This is a genomic window from Microterricola viridarii, assembly GCF_001542775.1.
Lineage (GTDB): Bacteria > Actinomycetota > Actinomycetes > Actinomycetales > Microbacteriaceae > Microterricola > Microterricola viridarii_A.
Window position 1 is genome coordinate 3,607,616 of record NZ_CP014145.1, and the last position, 15,808, is coordinate 3,623,423.

General features: G+C 70.8%; 9 protein-coding genes and 1 pseudogene. 5 read left to right on the forward strand and 5 right to left on the reverse strand.

Annotated features, from left to right (window positions below):
- Positions 1–62: 62 nt before the first annotated feature.
- The gene (gene purD, locus AWU67_RS16450) at positions 63–1,367 is read right to left on the reverse strand and encodes a phosphoribosylamine--glycine ligase (protein WP_067231599.1); all 1,305 of its coding nucleotides are present in this window, start codon (positions 1,365–1,367) and stop codon (positions 63–65) included.
- A gap of 300 nt (positions 1,368–1,667) precedes the next feature.
- On the opposite strand from purD, the gene AWU67_RS16455 reads away from it, so the two are divergent.
- Positions 1,668–2,027: a sterol carrier family protein gene (locus tag AWU67_RS16455; RefSeq protein ID WP_067231603.1), complete on the forward strand. Its 360-nt coding sequence runs from the start codon at positions 1,668–1,670 to the stop codon at positions 2,025–2,027.
- A 20-nt stretch (positions 2,028–2,047) separates the two neighbouring features.
- Here the strand turns inward: AWU67_RS16455 and AWU67_RS17245 are convergent, their stop codons facing one another.
- The 3 genes and pseudogenes from AWU67_RS17245 to AWU67_RS16470 all read right to left on the reverse strand — a co-directional run bounded on the left by AWU67_RS17245 (position 2,048) and on the right by AWU67_RS16470 (position 5,208).
- Positions 2,048–2,866, reverse strand: a complete 819-nt coding sequence (locus AWU67_RS17245) for a heme ABC transporter ATP-binding protein (RefSeq protein WP_129586760.1) — start codon at positions 2,864–2,866, stop codon at positions 2,048–2,050.
- Positions 2,867–2,951: 85 nt separating this feature from the next.
- Positions 2,952–4,103 (reverse strand): annotated as a pseudogene (locus tag AWU67_RS17080) (FecCD family ABC transporter permease); the annotation flags it as partial.
- Positions 4,048–5,208, reverse strand: a complete 1,161-nt coding sequence (locus AWU67_RS16470) for a heme/hemin ABC transporter substrate-binding protein (protein WP_067231607.1) — start codon at positions 5,206–5,208, stop codon at positions 4,048–4,050. The pseudogene AWU67_RS17080 and the gene AWU67_RS16470, both read right to left, overlap by 56 nt.
- Before the next feature lie 163 nt (positions 5,209–5,371).
- Here AWU67_RS16470 and AWU67_RS16475 point away from each other — a divergent pair, with 163 nt between their 5' ends.
- The 3 genes from AWU67_RS16475 to purF all read left to right on the forward strand — a co-directional run bounded on the left by AWU67_RS16475 (position 5,372) and on the right by purF (position 13,540).
- On the forward strand, positions 5,372–10,588 hold the full coding sequence (locus tag AWU67_RS16475) for an HtaA domain-containing protein (protein ID WP_067231610.1): 5,217 nt from the start codon (positions 5,372–5,374) through the stop codon (positions 10,586–10,588).
- Positions 10,589–11,594: 1,006 nt separating this feature from the next.
- The gene (locus AWU67_RS16480) at positions 11,595–11,969 is read left to right on the forward strand and encodes a hypothetical protein (protein WP_129586761.1); all 375 of its coding nucleotides are present in this window, start codon (positions 11,595–11,597) and stop codon (positions 11,967–11,969) included.
- Positions 11,970–11,980: 11 nt separating this feature from the next.
- Positions 11,981–13,540, forward strand: a complete 1,560-nt coding sequence (gene purF / locus AWU67_RS16485) for an amidophosphoribosyltransferase (protein WP_067231614.1) — start codon at positions 11,981–11,983, stop codon at positions 13,538–13,540.
- A gap of 170 nt (positions 13,541–13,710) precedes the next feature.
- Here purF and AWU67_RS16490 read toward each other — a convergent pair whose 3' ends face one another.
- Positions 13,711–14,436 (reverse strand): hypothetical protein, encoded by a 726-nt coding sequence (locus tag AWU67_RS16490; RefSeq protein WP_067231618.1) that lies wholly within the window; start codon positions 14,434–14,436, stop codon positions 13,711–13,713.
- Positions 14,437–14,558: 122 nt separating this feature from the next.
- On the opposite strand from AWU67_RS16490, the gene purM reads away from it, so the two are divergent.
- The gene (gene purM / locus AWU67_RS16495) at positions 14,559–15,662 is read left to right on the forward strand and encodes a phosphoribosylformylglycinamidine cyclo-ligase (protein WP_067231622.1); all 1,104 of its coding nucleotides are present in this window, start codon (positions 14,559–14,561) and stop codon (positions 15,660–15,662) included.
- The last annotated feature ends 146 nt before the right edge of the window (positions 15,663–15,808 follow it).

The window sequence follows — 15,808 nt, forward strand, 5'->3', positions numbered from 1 at the left end:
ACGAGTGAGGGCCGGGCCGCCATCTGGCGGTCCGGCCCTCACTCGTTGTTGAGGTGTGCTGCCTAGCCGGCGACGCGGGCGGCGATGTCCGTGCGGAACTGAGCCCCCTCGAGCTCGACCAGTGCGAGCGCCTCGTAGGCGCGGGCGCGGGCGGCGGCGAAGTCGGGGGCGGTCGCCACGACGTTGAGCACGCGGCCACCGGTCGAGACCAGGTTGCCGTCGCGGCTGGCGGTGGCGGCGTGGGCGATGTGCACGCCGGGCACGGCGGAGGCGGCATCCAGGCCCCGGATCTCACGGCCGGTCACCGGCGTCTCGGGGTAGTTCTCGCTGGCCAGCACCACGGTCACGCAGACGTCGGTCGCGAACTCGGGGTTCGCGCGCTCGCCGAGGGCGCCGGTGGCGGCGTCGAACAAGAGGCCGGAGAGCGGCGTGACCAGACGGGGGAGCACGACCTGCGTCTCCGGGTCGCCGAAGCGGGCGTTGAACTCGATCACGCGGATGCCGCGCGCCGTCAGGATCAGGCCGCAGTAGAGCAGGCCGATGAACGGGGTCTGCTCGCTGGCCAGCTGGCGCACGGTCGGCAGCGCGATGGTGCGCTGCACCTCGGCGACGAACTCAGCCTCGCTGCCGAACTCGGCGTCGAGCCAGGGCAGCGGCGAATAGGCGCCCATGCCGCCCGTGTTGGGGCCGGAGTCGCCGTCGGCGAGGCGCTTGTAGTCCTGCGCGGGGGAGAGTGGCAGCACGTTGTGGCCGTCGCTCAGGAAGAACAGCGAGACCTCCTGGCCGTCGAGGAACTCCTCGACCAGCACGCTGCCGTGCTCCAGCCAGAACGCGGCGTGGTTGACGGCGGCGTCGCGGGACTCGGTGACGAGCACGCCCTTGCCGGCCGCCAGGCCGTCGGCCTTGATGACGTAGGGGGCGCCGAACTCGTCGATGGCGGCTTTCGCCTCGGCAAGGGTGCCGGCGCGCACGGCGCGCCCGGTGGGAACGCCGGCCTCGTCCATGATGCGCTTGGCGAAGGTCTTGGAACCCTCGAGCTGGGCGGCGGCCTGCGCCGGGCCGAACACGGGGATACCGCGGGTGCGGAGCGCGTCGGCGACTCCGGCGACCAGAGGGGCCTCCGGTCCGACCACGACGAGCTGCACGTTGTTGTCCATGGCGTAGTCGGCCACAGCGACGGGGTCGTTGGCGTCAAGCGCCACGGTGCTCACCGAGCCGGCGCCCTCGGCGCTGGCATCCGCTGCGATACCGGCGTTGCCGGGGGCGGCGATGATCTCGTGGGCGTCGCCGCCGTGCCGCTCCTCTGCAAGGAGGGCGGTGATGATGGCGTGCTCGCGGGCACCGGAACCGAGGACCAGAATTCTCACCGGTTCAGGCTATCGGATGCCGGCTGCGCCCGCGTCGCGCCTGCCCACCCCTTCGGGCCCTCTCCCGCTGATTGAGCCTCCTCCCGCTGATTGAGCTTGTCGAAATCTCCCCTTCGCCACACGGGAGGTTTCGACAAGCTCAACCAGCGGGAGCGCGCGCCCCGTGCGGTGCCCCCACCCCCCCACGTTGGCTCGAGGGAGCGCCAGCGACCGAAGCCAATCCGCGAGCCGAGGTGCCCCCCCCACGTTGGCTCGAGGGAGCTTGCGACCGAAGCCATCCCCGCGCGCTACCGTTGAGGCATGGCACGAGCACGCATCGACGACGCACAGGGGCGGGCGGCCGTCGCCGCCTGGCGCGAGGACCGCGCCGGCGCAAGCCGCGACATCCGGGCCCTCGCCGTGCGATACACCCTGCAACTGCTCGCCGAGCTGGCCCCCGGCAACACCCTCGAGGTGCGCGTGCCGCCGTTCGGCGCTGTGCAGTGCATCGAGGGGCCCCGGCACACCCGCGGCACCCCGCCGAACGTGATCGAGACGGATGCCGCCACCTGGCTGGCCCTCGCCATCGGAGAGCGTCCCTGGGCGGAGGCACTGGGCTCCGGCGCCGTGCACGCCTCCGGACAGCGCGCCGACCTCGCCGAGCAACTGCCGCTGCTCTAGCTCGCCCGACCCGCGGCCGACTAGCGCAGCGGAACGATCAGCGGAGCCCCGGTGCGCGGGTGCTCGAACACCTCGACCGGCTGGCCGTAGACCTCGCCGATGCGCTCGGCGGTGAGCACGTCTCCGGGAGTGCCGGTGGCGACGACGCGGCCGTGCTGCAGCAACGTCACCCGGTCGGCGTAGGCGGCGGCCAGGCTGAGGTCGTGCACGACGACGATCACGGTGGCCCCGGCCGTCGCCCGCTCCCGCACCAGGCGCAGCACGTCCTCTTGGTGTTTCAGGTCGAGGGCGGCCGTCGGCTCGTCCAGCATCAGCAGCGACGCGCCTTGCGCCAGCACTCGGGCCAGGGCGGCACGGGCGCGCTCTCCGCCGGAGAGCGACGGAACCGTGCGCTCGGCCAGCGCCGAGACATCGGTGAGCTGCATCGCCTCCTCGATCAGGCGCTCATCGTCGTCTTCGGCGGCGGTGCCGCGCCAGGGCGCACGGCCCATCTCGATCACCTGGCGCACGGTGAACGGAAAATACACGTCGTGCTGCTGCAGCAGCACGGCGCGCTCGCGGGCGAGCTCGCGCAGCTTCCAGCCGGTCAAGTCGCGGCCGTCCAGGCTCACGCTGCCGGCGCTCGGCTTGACGTCGCCGGCGAGGGCGCCGAGCAGCGTCGACTTGCCCGCGCCATTCGGGCCGAGCAGCGCGTGCAGCTCGCCCGGGCGGGCGGCGAAGTCCACACCGTCCAGCAGCCGGGCGCCGTCGACGGTGACGCTCAGCGCCCGGGCGGTCAGCCGCGCGTCGGCGGATGCCGCGGCATCCGCGCGTGCAGAGGAGAGTGCCGTGTCGCTCATGCCCAGCCCCCGAACGGCGCCGGGTGCGGCGCAGCAGCCAGAAGAAGAACGGCCCGCCGACGAGCGAGGTGAGCATGCCGATCGGCAGGTCTGCCATCGGCACCGCGGTGCGGGCGACGAGGTCGGCGCTGGCCATCAGCAGCGCGCCGCCGAGCACGCTGGCGATCAGCAGCGGGCGGTGTGCCGGGCCGAGAACCATGCGCATCAGGTGCGGAATGACGAGGCCGACGAAGGCGATGATGCCGGCGAAGGCGACGGCGGCCGACACCAGCACGGCCACGACCACGATCACGAGGATGCGCACGAACTCCACGTTGACGCCGAGGTGGCGGGCGCCACGCTCGCCGAGCGAGAACAGGTCGAGCGTGCGGGCCAGGGCGAAGGCGATGATCAGGCCGATCAGCACGAGCGGGGCGATGATCGCGATCTGTTGCCAACGGGCGCCGTTCAGGCTTCCGAGCTGCCAGAAGATGATTTGCTCGCGGGAGGCGCTGTCGCCGAGGAAGGTGAGCAGGGCGAGGGCCGAGCCGGCGAAGGCGTTGATCGCGATGCCGGTGAGCACGAGCGTCACGACCTCGGTCTTGCCCCGGGTGCGGCTGGCGAAGTAGACGAACAGTGTGGTGGCGAGCCCGGCGACGAAGGCAGCCGCGGCCACGCTCCACTCGCCGAGGAAAGTCCAGCCGAACACGATAGCGGTGGCGGCGCCGAGGGCTGCACCGGCCGAGACGCCGACGACGCTCGGCTCGGCAAGCGGGTTCGAGAACACCGCCTGCATGAGGGTTCCGGATGCCGCCAGGGCCGCGCCGATCAGCAGGGCGAGCACGATCCGGGGGAACCGGATCGTCCACAGGGCCACGTCGTTCGTCGGGTTCGCGGCGGGGCCGACGTCGAGGCCCAGCGCGCGCAGCACGGAGCCGATGACCTCGCCGGGCGCGATCGAGAGCTGCCCGCTGCCGGCCGAGACGAGGCAGACGAGCACGAGCGCCAGGGAGAGGGCGGTGAACAGGATGCCGGTGCGGCGCCCGTTCTTCCCGCGGCTCCCGCTGGTTGCGCTGCTCGCGCCGGTTGAGCTGCCCCCGCCGGTTGAGCTTGGCCTGCCCTGAGCTTGTCGAAGGGTCGAAACCCCCGCCGGCTTGATTTCGACAGGCTCAACCAGCGGGTCCGCCGAGACCGCCCCGGTGCTACTCACCGATCGGGCCAGACTGCTCCGGCGCGTACACGGCGCGGGCCAGGGCATCCAGCACCTGCGGGGTGCGCGGGCCGAAGCTCAAGATCTCGGAGTCGCTCATGTCGACGAAGCGGCGGTTCTGCCCGGCCGGCGTGCTGGCCAGCGCGGGGATGCTGTCGAGCAGGCCGTCCACGCCGTTCACCGACTCCAGCCCCTTGCTCATCACGAGCACCAGGTCGGGCGCGGCCTCGACGAGCGCCTCGGCGGTGACCGGGCGCATGCCCTGCCAGCCGATCTCGCCGGCGACGTCCCGGCCGCCGATGCTCGTGATCAGGGCGTCGGCCCCTGACTCCTCGCCGAAAAGGTAGTAGACGCCGGCGCTGCCGCGCAGGTAGAGGAACAGCATCCGCGGGCGGTCGGCGGTGTCGGCCGGGGCGATCGACTCGATGTCGGCCTGCACCGCGGCGAGCTCGGCGTGCACCTTCTCGGTGAGTCTCGTGCCGGCATCCGCGACCCCGAGGGCGGCGGCGACCTGCTCGATGACGGTGCCGATGGTGTCGATGTTGCGCTTGGAGGTGGTGATCACGATCGGGATGCCGGCGTCGCGCAACTGGGCGATGACGGCGGGCGGGCCGAGCGTCGTATCGGTGAGGATGACGGTGGGGGCGAGTTCGAGGATCGGCTCGGCCGAGAGCTGGTGGCCGCCCGTCGTCACGAGGGGCAGCCCGGCCGCGGCGGCGAAGCCGGTGGAGCTGTCGCGGCCGATGACGCGGTCGCCCAACCCGAGGCCGAACACGGTGGCGGCGAGCGAGCCAGACACATCAACAGCGAGGATTCGCGAGGCGTCGGTCACGGTCACCTCTGTGCCCTTGTCGTCGACGACGGTGACGGGCAGCTGGGGCTCGTCGGGGGAGTCGATCGCGGTGATGTCGGCGTCGGCCAGGCAGGCGGTCGACGGGCCGACCCACGCGCGCGGGTCGTCGAGAATGGCAAGCTCGGTGAGCGGCGTCTCGGATGCCACGCACTCCCGCTTCACCTCGGCGGCCGTCCCGGGGGCTGCGGCCGGGCCGGCGCATCCTGTCACTGCCAACAGGGTCAGCGTCGCGGCGATCAGCGCGGGAACTCCAGCCCGGAGCGGGGACCGCCCGCGGCGAGGGGAGAGGAGGAAGCTCATGATTATTTAGCTTAGCCTAACCTAAGAGTTGACAGTCACCTGTGAATCTGTCTACGGTTAGGCAAGCCTTAGCTAACCATGCTCCGGCGTCAAAAACCAATCCAGCCCACGCGAACGATGACCGTTCCCTCGTGGGCTCCTTCTTGCCTGGAGAAGCCGCGTCGTGAAGACACTGCAGCAGCACCGTGCCCGCCCACAGAGATGGTTAGCCACGCTCACAATCGCGCTTCTCGCGCTCGGTGCCCCGCTGGCCACCGCCGCGCCCGCCTTCGCGCGCGAAGCGCTGCCCGCGCTCGAGCAGCAGGTTCCCGCAGAACAGGCGCCCGCAGAGCAGATTTCCGCAGAGCAGACGCCTGCTGAGCAGCCGGCCGCCGCGGACTCGCCCGAGGCCGTAGAAGATTCCGCCCCCGAAGCCGCTCCGGCGCCCGCTCCCGAGGTTGCCCCGGCTCCCGAGGCTGCTGCCGCTCCCCAGGTCGCCGTGCAGGGTGCGGACGCGCCTGTCGCGGCCCCGACCGTCACCGTGTCGAAGACCGAAGGCCTGAACGCTGCCGGTGAGACCGTCACGGTCACCGGCACCGGATTCGTGGCCGGCGACGCCACCTCGGGCGCTCGCCCGCCGCTGGCCGGCAAGTTCGCCGGTTCCTACGTCGTGTTCGGCCGGTTCGCGGATGCCTGGAAGCCGTCCGAGAACGCCGCCTCGGCATCTCGTGCCGGTTCCGGTGACACGAAGTGGGCGGTCCCGGCCGCTGACATGGCCACGATCGGTGGCGACGCCGCCGGTGCGATCGAGTTGAACGCGGATGGTTCCTTCACGGCCACGCTGAACGTGACCGAGGAGTTCGCGAAGAACCCCGGCACGGGCAACTACGGCATCTACACGTACTCGGGCAGCGGCGCCAAGGCCGCCCAGTTCGAGACGTTCACCCCCATCACGTTCGCCCCGAAGGTTGTCGCCCCGACCGTCACGGTGTCGAAGACCGAAGGGCTGAACGCGGCCGGTGAGACCGTCACGGTCACCGGCACCGGATTCGTGGCCGGTGACGCCACCTCGGGTGCTCGCCCGCCGCTGGCCGGCAAGTTCGCCGGTTCCTACGTCGTGTTCGGCCGGTTCGCGGATGCCTGGAAGCCGTCCGAGAACGCCGCGTCGGCATCTCGTGCGGGTTCCGGTGACACGAAGTGGGCCGTTCCGGCTGCTGACATGGGCACGATCGGTGGCGACGCCGCCGGTGCGATCGAGCTGAACGCGGATGGTTCATTCACGGCCACGCTGAACGTAACCGAGGAGTTCGCGAAGAACCCCGGCACGGGCAACTACGGCATCTACACCTACTCGGGCAGCGGCGCCAAGGCCGCCCAGTTCGAGACGTTCACCCCGATCAGCTTCGCCCCGAAGGTTGTCGCCCCGACCGTCACCGTGTCGAAGACCGAAGGCCTGAACGCTGCCGGTGAGACGGTCACGGTCACCGGCACCGGATTCGTTGCCGGTGACGCCACCTCGGGCGCTCGCCCGCCGCTGGCCGGCAAGTTCGCCGGTTCCTACGTCGTGTTCGGCCGGTTCGCGGACGCCTGGAAGCCGTCCGAGAACGCCGCCTCGGCATCTCGTGCAGGTTCCGGCGACACGAAGTGGGCCGTTCCGGCCGCCGACATGGCCGCCATCGGAGGCGACGCCGCCGGTGCGATCGAGTTGAACGCGGATGGTTCATTCACGGCCACGCTGAACGTGACCGAGGAGTTCGCGAAGAACCCCGGCACGGGCAACTACGGCATCTACACGTACTCGGGCAGTGGCGCCAAGGCGGCGCAGTTCGAGACGTTCACCCCCATCACGTTCGCCCCGAAGGTTGTCGCCCCGACCGTCACGGTGTCCAAGACCACCGGGCTGAACGCGGCCGGCGAGACCGTCACGGTCACCGGCACCGGATTCCTGCCGACGGCTGAGACGACCGGAACGCGCCCGCCCCTGGCCGGCAAGTTCACCGGCGCATACGTGGTGTTCGGTCGGTTCGCGGATGTCTGGGCCCCGTCGGCGAATGCGCCGTCGGCTTCCCGCGCCGGTTCTGGCGACGTGAAGTGGGCTGTTCACGCCGACGACATGGCCACGATTGGCGGTGCTCCTGCCGGCGCCATCGAGGTCAAGGCCGACGGCACGTTCACGGCCACGCTGAACGTGACCGAGGAGTTCGCGAAGAACCCCGGCACGGGCAACTACGGCATCTACACCTATGGCGGCGGCGGAGCGAAGTACGCCCCGTTCGAGAGCTACACCCCCATCACGTTCGCTCCGAAGGTCGCAACTCCGACCGTCACCAGCACCGTCGCCGCGGCGTCGGCCACAGACGGGCTCTCCGTGCGCCTTGTCGGCTCCGGCTTCGGCACCACGACGGCGGCCTACGCGGCGATCATCGAGAAGGGCACCGAGGCATCGGTGGACCCCGCCTCCGGCTTCATCGCCATGGAGTACTGGATGCCGCCGGCCATCGTCGCCGGTGGCTTCGACAAGTCGCTCGTCGCGCCGACCGCCGCGCTGGACCGCAACAAGCAGTACGAGGTCATCATCTGGAAGCAGCACTCGCTGCCGAACGCGGGCACGATCTACGCCCGCGCCGACATCACGCCGACGACCGGCCAGTGGGACACCCTGTTCCCGGCGCCGCAGCCCGACGCCGAGGCCACCACGACGACGCTGAGCGTCGACAAGACGGCCGTCGTAGAGGGCAGCACCGTCACAGCCACCGCCGTCATCGCGCCGGTCGCGGCATCCGGAACCGTCAACTTCGTCAACGGCTCCACCGTCGTCGCGAAGGATGTCGCCGTCACCGGCGGCACCGCAACCGCCTCCTTCAAGCTGGCCAAGACCGGCTCCGCGAGCCTGACTGCCGTCTTCACCCCGGCCAAGGGCGCGCTCTTCCTCGGCAGCACCTCGGCCGCTGTGGCCGTCGCGGTCACCGCCAAGCCCGTCACCCCGCCCGAATCCCAGACCGGCGAGCTCGACTGGGGCGTCTACAGCGCGTTCCGTGACTACATCACCGGCCCTGTCGCCGGCGGCGAGATCACGCTGAGCGATGGCGCCACCGCTGCGGGCAGCGGCTTCCAATTCACCCAGGCCGGCGGCACCGTCGACCTGCAGGCAGGCAAGGGGTCCGCGAACTACAACGGCGCCCTGCGCTTCACCGGCCACCACGGCGCGCTTGACGTGACCATGAGCGCCCCGACGCTGCGCCTTGACAGCGCGACGAAGGCAACGCTCCTCGTCATCGTCAACGGCACGCGCGTCGAGTTCGCCACCGTCAACCTGGCGGCAGCGGGCACAAGCACCGACAAGGGTAAGACGCTCATCACCGACGCGCCTGTGACCCTCAGCGCAGCCGGAGCCACCGCGTTCCAGGGCTTCTACCCGGCCGGAACCGTGATCGACCCCATCACCGTCGCCTTCAGCACCGGCGCCACCGAGCCGGTCGAGACGATCGGCACCCGCACGGCCCTCAGCGTCGACAAAGACTCCGTGCTCGTCGGCGGCAGCGTCAAGCTGAGCGCGACCGTCACGCCGGGCACCGCCCAGGGCAGCGTCATCTTCTCCGCCAACGGCACCCAGCTCGGCTCCGCCGTGCGGGTCATCGACGGCGCGGCCTCGGCCGACGCCGCGCTGCGCACCGTGGGCAGCATTGCGCTGACCGCGCGCTTCGTTCCGGATGCCGGCTTCGGCGCGAGCAGTTCGGCTGCGCGCACCGTGACCGTCACGAGCTCCGTGCTCCCGCCGGTCAAGCCGCCGATCGTCACGCCGCCCACGACCCCGGTCGTGCCACCCGTGGTCGCCCCGACGACGCAGGGCGGATCGCTCAGCTGGGGCGTCGGCAGTGTGTTCCGCGAATACATCGTCGGCCATATCGCCAAGGGCTCGATCAGTGTCAGCGGTGGTGCCACCTCCGCGAGCGGCGTGTTCCAGTTCGGCCAGAGCGGCGGCAGCTTCAACCAGGGCAGCGGAACGGGAACGGCCGACTATGCCGGCAGCGTGCGCTTCACCGGGCACGGCGGCATCCTCGACCTGACCTTCTCCAACCCGACGCTGTCGGTGTCCAGCGCGAGCAGCGCGTCGCTCACCCTCACGGTGAACGGCAGCCGCGTCGACTTCGCCACCGTTGACCTGGGTGCGGCGAGCCGCTCCAGCTTGAACGGCGCGACGGTCTTCAGCGGGGCGCCCGTCACGCTGACCTCCGCCGGTGCTGGCGCCTTCCAGGGGTACTACCCCGCCGGTCAGGCCCTCGACCCGATGACGGTCACGATCGGCGCCGCAGCGGCAGCGCCCGGCGGCAACACGGGCACCGTCGCGACGGCATCCGCCAACACGCCCGCCGCTGGCAGCGTTCCGGCCACCCCGCCGGCCACCGAGGGCATCACGCTCACGCCGGAGGTGCTCGCCGGGATCGTCGCCGGCGGCCAGATCTCCTTCGAGGCCGACGGATTCCAGCCGAACGAGACCGGCATCCGCATCGTGATCTACTCGACGCCGACCGTGCTCGCCGAGAACCTCACGGCCGACGCCAACGGCGTGGTGCGCTGGACGGGCACCCTGCCGGCCACGCTGACCGGCGAGCACACGCTCACCGTGCAGGGCTCGATCAGCAAGGGCGTCGTCATCACGATTCCGGAGCGCGCGGTCGCCGGCTCCTGCCCGATCGAGGGCGCGACGCTGGACTGGGGCTTCAAGCAGAGCTTCCTCGCCTACATCAGCAGCGGCATCGCCAACGGCGGCTGGGAGCTGAGCGGCGGCAGCACCGAGGCCGACGGTCTGTTCCACTGGGCGAACGGCACCGGCAGCATCGACTCGAAGAACGGTTCGGGACTCGTCTCCTACCTCGGCAGCATCCGCTTCACCGGCCACGACGGCGCGCTGGACACCACGATCGCCAACCCGCGGATCGAGCTGGTCAGCGAGACGGAGGGCTACCTCGTGCTCGACGTCACCGGAACCACCCAGGAGGGTGAGCCGATCGCCGGGCAGGGGCTGCGCTTCGGCCAGCTGAAGCTCGACGCCGGCAGCCTCACGGTGACGGATGCCGGCATCACCGGCACTGCCATCGAGGCCGTGCTGACCGAGGCCGGTGCGGCCGCCTTCGGCACCTACCCGGCCGGCGACGCCCTCGACCCGATCAGCTTCACGCTGCCGACCAACGCCGACTGCGGCGTCGTGGCGGCCGAGGCTGTGACGACCGAGGCCACCGGCCCCGGCAAGCAGGAGGCGGCCTCCATCAGCGCCGACGCCGCGCAGGGTGTGAACTGGGTCGTCTGGATTCTGGCTGCGTTTCTCGCCGCTGCCCTGGCCGTGATCGTTGTGCTGCTGACCAAGCGGCGTCGAGCGGGGGCTGACACCTCGGCCGAGTAACACGGCGATTGCAACGCGCGGGGCCCCACCGATTCCGGTGGGGCCCCGCGTTGTTCTGAGGGCCGCCGCCCATCCCGCCCACGCCCGCAGCGCGGCCCACGCCCGTTCGCCGGAGGGCCCCCTTCCCGTTGGCTCGAGGGAGCGCCAGCGACCGAAGCCAACACCCCGGGGCTCCGGTCGGGAGGCCGACGGCGGATCGGGAGGCGGTTGTCCGGCGAGAACGGCCTCCCGATCGCGCGTTCGCCTCCGAACCCGCGTCGGTCGGATGCCGCAGGCGCCGGTGTCCGCGGATTCGCTCGGGGCTTCGCTCGTTCCTCGCTCGAGCCAGCGGGATTCTCCAGCGGCGCGCGGCCCCCCTCCCGTTGGCTCGAGGGAGCGCCAGCGACCGAAGCCAACACCCCGGGGCTCCGGTCGGGAGGCCGACGGCGGATCGGGAGGCGGTTGTCCGGCGAGAACGGCCTCCCGATCGCGCGTTCGCCTCCGAACCCGCGTCGGTCGGATGCCGCAGGCGCCGGTGTCCGCGGATTCGCTCGGGGCTTCGCTCGTTCCTCGCTCGAGCCAGCGGGATTCTCCAGCGGCGCGCGGCCCCCCTCCCGTTGGCTCGAGGGAGCGCCAGCGACCGAAGCCAACACCCGGGGGTTCCGGTCGGGAGGCCGTCGGCGGATCGGGAGGCGGTTGTCCGGCGAGAACGGCCTCCCGATCGCGCGTTCGCCTCCGAACCCGCGTCGGTCGGATGCCGCGGGCGCCGGTGTCCGCGGATTCGCTCGGGGCTTCGCTCGTTCCTCGCTCGAGCCAGCGGGTTTCTCCCGCGGATCTGCGCGGGGCTTCGCTCGTTCCTCGCTCAAGCCAGCGTGATTCTCCCGCGGCGCGCGCCCCACGCCCGTTCGCCGGAGAGCCCCCCTCCCGTTGGCTCGAGGGAGCGCCAGCGACCGAAGCCAACAGGGCGAGACCGACCAGCCGGCGGCATCCGTTCGCCACGCTCAGGATGGTGCGCGAGAATAGTCGGGTGAGTGAAACCGCGCCAGAACCAGCAGAGAGCGGCCCCGTGCCCCAGCCCGCTGAACAGCCCAACGCCGAGCCGGTCGAGACCGTCGTCGCGCACGAGACGCTGAACGTGCGCCGCGCGCCCAAGATCACCCGCTTCCTCGCGATCGGCGCCGGCGTCGGAATCCTCGCCGCGCTGCTGCTCACCGTGTTGTTCCCGGTGAACGAGGATTACGACCGCGGGCAGGTGTTCGGATTCCTGCTGCTCTTCCTCGGTGCGATCGGGCTCGGCCTCGGCGCCCTCACCGCCCTCATCCTTGACCGCCGTGCTGCTCGTCGATCCGTCACTGTCGTGGCCGATAGAATTGACGCGCACTCGGGCGACAACTCACAGTAAGGGGCCTGGACTTGGCCAGCGGCGACGGACTTCTGAACCACGATTTGCTCCCTGGCGAGAAGGGCCCGCAGGATGCCTGCGGCGTCTTCGGCGTCTGGGCTCCCGGCGAGGAGGTAGCGAAACTCAGCTACTTCGGCCTCTACGCGCTGCAGCACCGCGGCCAGGAGTCTGCCGGAATCGCGACCAGCGATGGCAACAAGATCCTCATCTACAAGGACATGGGCCTCGTCTCCCAGGTCTTCAACGAGACCGCGCTGAACACGCTCACCGGCCACATCGCCGTCGGCCACACGCGCTACTCGACCACCGGCTCCTCCAGCTGGCAGAACGCGCAGCCGACGCTCGGCCGCACCTCGACCGGCACCGTCGCGCTCGGCCACAACGGCAACCTCACCAACACGGCCGAGCTGCTCGATCTGGTGCACGAGCGCTACCCGGAGACCGACGGCGAGCTGCGCCGCGGCAACACCACCGACACCGCCGTCGTCACCGCACTGCTGACCGGCGACACCAACCACACGCTCGAGCAGACCGCGCTCGAGGTGCTGCCGCGCCTGCGCGGCGCATACTGCCTCGTCTTCATGGACGAGCACACGCTCTACGCCGCCCGCGACCCGCAGGGCGTTCGCCCGCTGGTGCTGGGCCGTCTCGACCGCGGCTGGGTCGTGGCATCCGAAACCGCCGCCCTCGACATCGTCGGCGCAGCCTTCGTGCGCGAGGTGGAGCCGGGCGAGCTCATCACGATCGACGAAGACGGCCTGCGCACGCAGCGTTTCGCCGAGTCCAAGCCGGCCGGATGCGTGTTCGAATACGTCTACCTGGCCCGCCCCGACACCACGATCGCCGGGCGCGGCGTGCACGAGGCCCGGGTCGAGATGGGCCGTCGCCTCGCGGCGGAGCACCCCGTCGAGGCCGACCTCGTCATCCCGACCCCCGAGTCGGGAACCCCCGCGGCCATCGGCTACGCCCAGGCCAGCGGCATCCCGTTCGGCCAGGGCCTGGTCAAGAACTCCTACGTCGGCCGCACCTTCATCCAGCCGTCGCAGACCATCCGCCAGCGCGGTATCAAGCTCAAGCTGAACCCGCTGAAAGAGGTCATCAAGGGCAAGCGCCTCATCGTCGTCGATGACTCGATCGTGCGCGGCAACACGCAGCGCGCCCTCGTCTCGATGCTGCGCGAGGCCGGGGCCGCCGAGGTGCACGTGCGCATCTCGAGCCCGCCCATCACCTGGCCCTGCTTCTACGGCATCGACTTCGCCACCAAGGCAGAGCTCGTCGCCTCCGGCCTCGGCGTCGACGAGGTGCGCCAGTCGATCGGAGCAGACTCGCTCGGCTACCTCTCAGAGGACGGCATGATCGAGGCGACGGAGCAGCCGCGCGAGCGTCTCTGCACCGCCTGCTTCACCGGCAAGTACCCGATCCCGCTGCCCGAATCGCAGCACCTCGGCAAGAACCTGCTCGAGCGCCCCGGCGACTCCAACGGTTGCGACCCGGGACCGGATTCCGAGCTCGAGGGCCTGCTCGACGCGAACGCGCCGCTCGTGATCGGCGACCCCGGCCGCCAGGAATAGCGCGCGACGCGAAGCGTCGCGAAAGGCGGCAGCCCAACCCAAGGAAACCTAGGGATCGGGAACCGCTACGCGACGGCTTTCGACAGGCTCGATCAGCGGATTTCTGCGCGGATGCCCGTTGGTCGAGTAGCGAGGAACGAGCGTATCGAGACCGAGCCGCCCGACGGGTGTCACGCCAGCTCGGCGATGATCGGCCGCAGCGCGTCGCTGAAGCCGATCGGGTCCCGGCGCAACGTGTCGGTCATGGCGACGGTGTTGCGGCCGATCCACCAGGCGCCGGATGCCGCCAGCGGCAGCAGTTGCACGGTGAGCTCGAACACGCGCGCCCGCCGGCCGTGCATCCGCTCGTTCTCGGCGATCAGCCCGGCGTAGGCGAGCTTGAGCGAGCCGCGCGGCTCGTGCTGGTAGTCGGCGAAGCGCCGCGCCGCCGCATCCGACCACGCCACCGCGGCCTCGGCATAGGGCGTGATCGCCTCGAGCAGCAGCTCGGCGCCGCGTACGGGCAGAGCGACCAGATCACCGAACGCCGGAGCCAGCTCCAGCGGAACAGGCGAGGGGAAGCGCTCCGGCTCGACGGTGGTCGCCCACCAGAGCAGCCACTGCGTCTCGAGTCGGCTGCGCGCCGGCTCCGCCATCAGCTCGAACGGCAGCGGGGCGGCAGGCTGCGCCTCCGGAGCTTCGGCGGCGTGATGCGGGCCGTGCAAGGCCAGCGGGTGGTGCGGCGAATGGCGCAGCTCGCGCAACGCGGTGCCGTCGGCGACGCCGATGACGCCCTGCAGCCGGGGTAGCTCGACCGGGGCCTCGATGCCGATCCGATCACGCAGGTAGAGGGCGAGCAGAACCTGTCGGCTCGCTTCTTCTCGAACCGACCACCATGCCGCGCCGGAGCCCCACATAGGGTCAGTGTAACTCGCGTGCCCGTGCCCGGTGCCGGAGATTTCCGTGGATTGCCGGGGCGGGAGGAAGCGGCGACGGCGCCGTCGAATTCTGGCGCCCGCGCGCCCGGTACCCTATAAGGGTGACCGAGAATTCTTACGCCGCAGCAGGCGTCGACACAGCAGCCGGCGACCTCGCGGTCGAACTCATGAAGGCGGCCGTCTCCAAGACGCATGGCCCCAACGTCCTGGGCGGTGTCGGCGGTTTCGCCGGGCTCTTCGACGTCTCCTTCCTCACCGCCTACAAGCGCCCGTTGCTGGCCACCTCCACCGACGGTGTCGGCACCAAGGTCGCCATCGCACAGGCCCTCGACAAGCACGACACGATCGGCCAGGACCTCGTGGGCATGGTCGTCGACGACATCATCGTGGTGGGCGCCAAGCCCATCTTCATGACTGACTACATCGCCTGCGGCAAGGTCGTGCCCTCGCGCATCGCCTCGATCGTCGAGGGCATCGCCAAGGCCTGCTCCGCCACCGGAACCGCCCTCGTCGGTGGCGAGACCGCAGAGCACCCCGGCCTGCTCGGGCCCGACGACTACGACGTGGCCGGCGCGGCCGTCGGCGTCGTCGAGGGTGACGCCGTGCTCGGCGCCGACCGCGTGCAGCACGGCGACGTCGTTATCGCGATGGCCTCTTCCGGCATCCACTCCAACGGCTTCTCGCTCGTGCGCCACATCCTGGCGCAGAACAAGATCGGCTACACCGACCACTCCAACGAGTTCGGCGGCGTCGTCGGTGAGGTGCTGCTCGAACCGACCCGCCTCTACACCGGCCCGCTCGTCAACGTGCTTGAAGACCCGGCCCTGGCCGGCAGCGTGCACTCGCTCAGCCACGTCACCGGCGGTGGCATCGCGGCCAACCTGGCCCGCGTGTTGCCCGTCGGCTCCTGGGTCGAGGTCGACCGCGCCAGCTGGTCGCCGAACAGCGTGTTCCGCGTGCTGAGCGACCTCGCCGGCACCACCCTCGAGAGCGCTGAGGGCACCTGGAACCTCGGCATCGGCATGTTCGCTGTCGTGGCAGCGGATGCCGCATCCAGCGTCGTCGCCAAGCTCGAGGCCGAGGGCATCCACTCGTGGGTCGCCGGCCGCGTCTCGACGGCGCCGCGCGACTTCACCGGTTTCGAGCAGGGCGCCAAGGGCGTCGACGGCGGCGCCGTGCGCCTCGTTGGCAGCTACGCCGCCTAGACAACCCGGCACAGAAGAGCTCGGTACAGAAGAACTCGGTACAGAAGAACCCGCCGGTCGCCTCGCGGCCGGCGGGTTCTTCCGTCGGCGGCTCGCCGCGACCCGCAAACGGGTACACGAAAAGCCGTGAGCTCAGCGTCGAAACG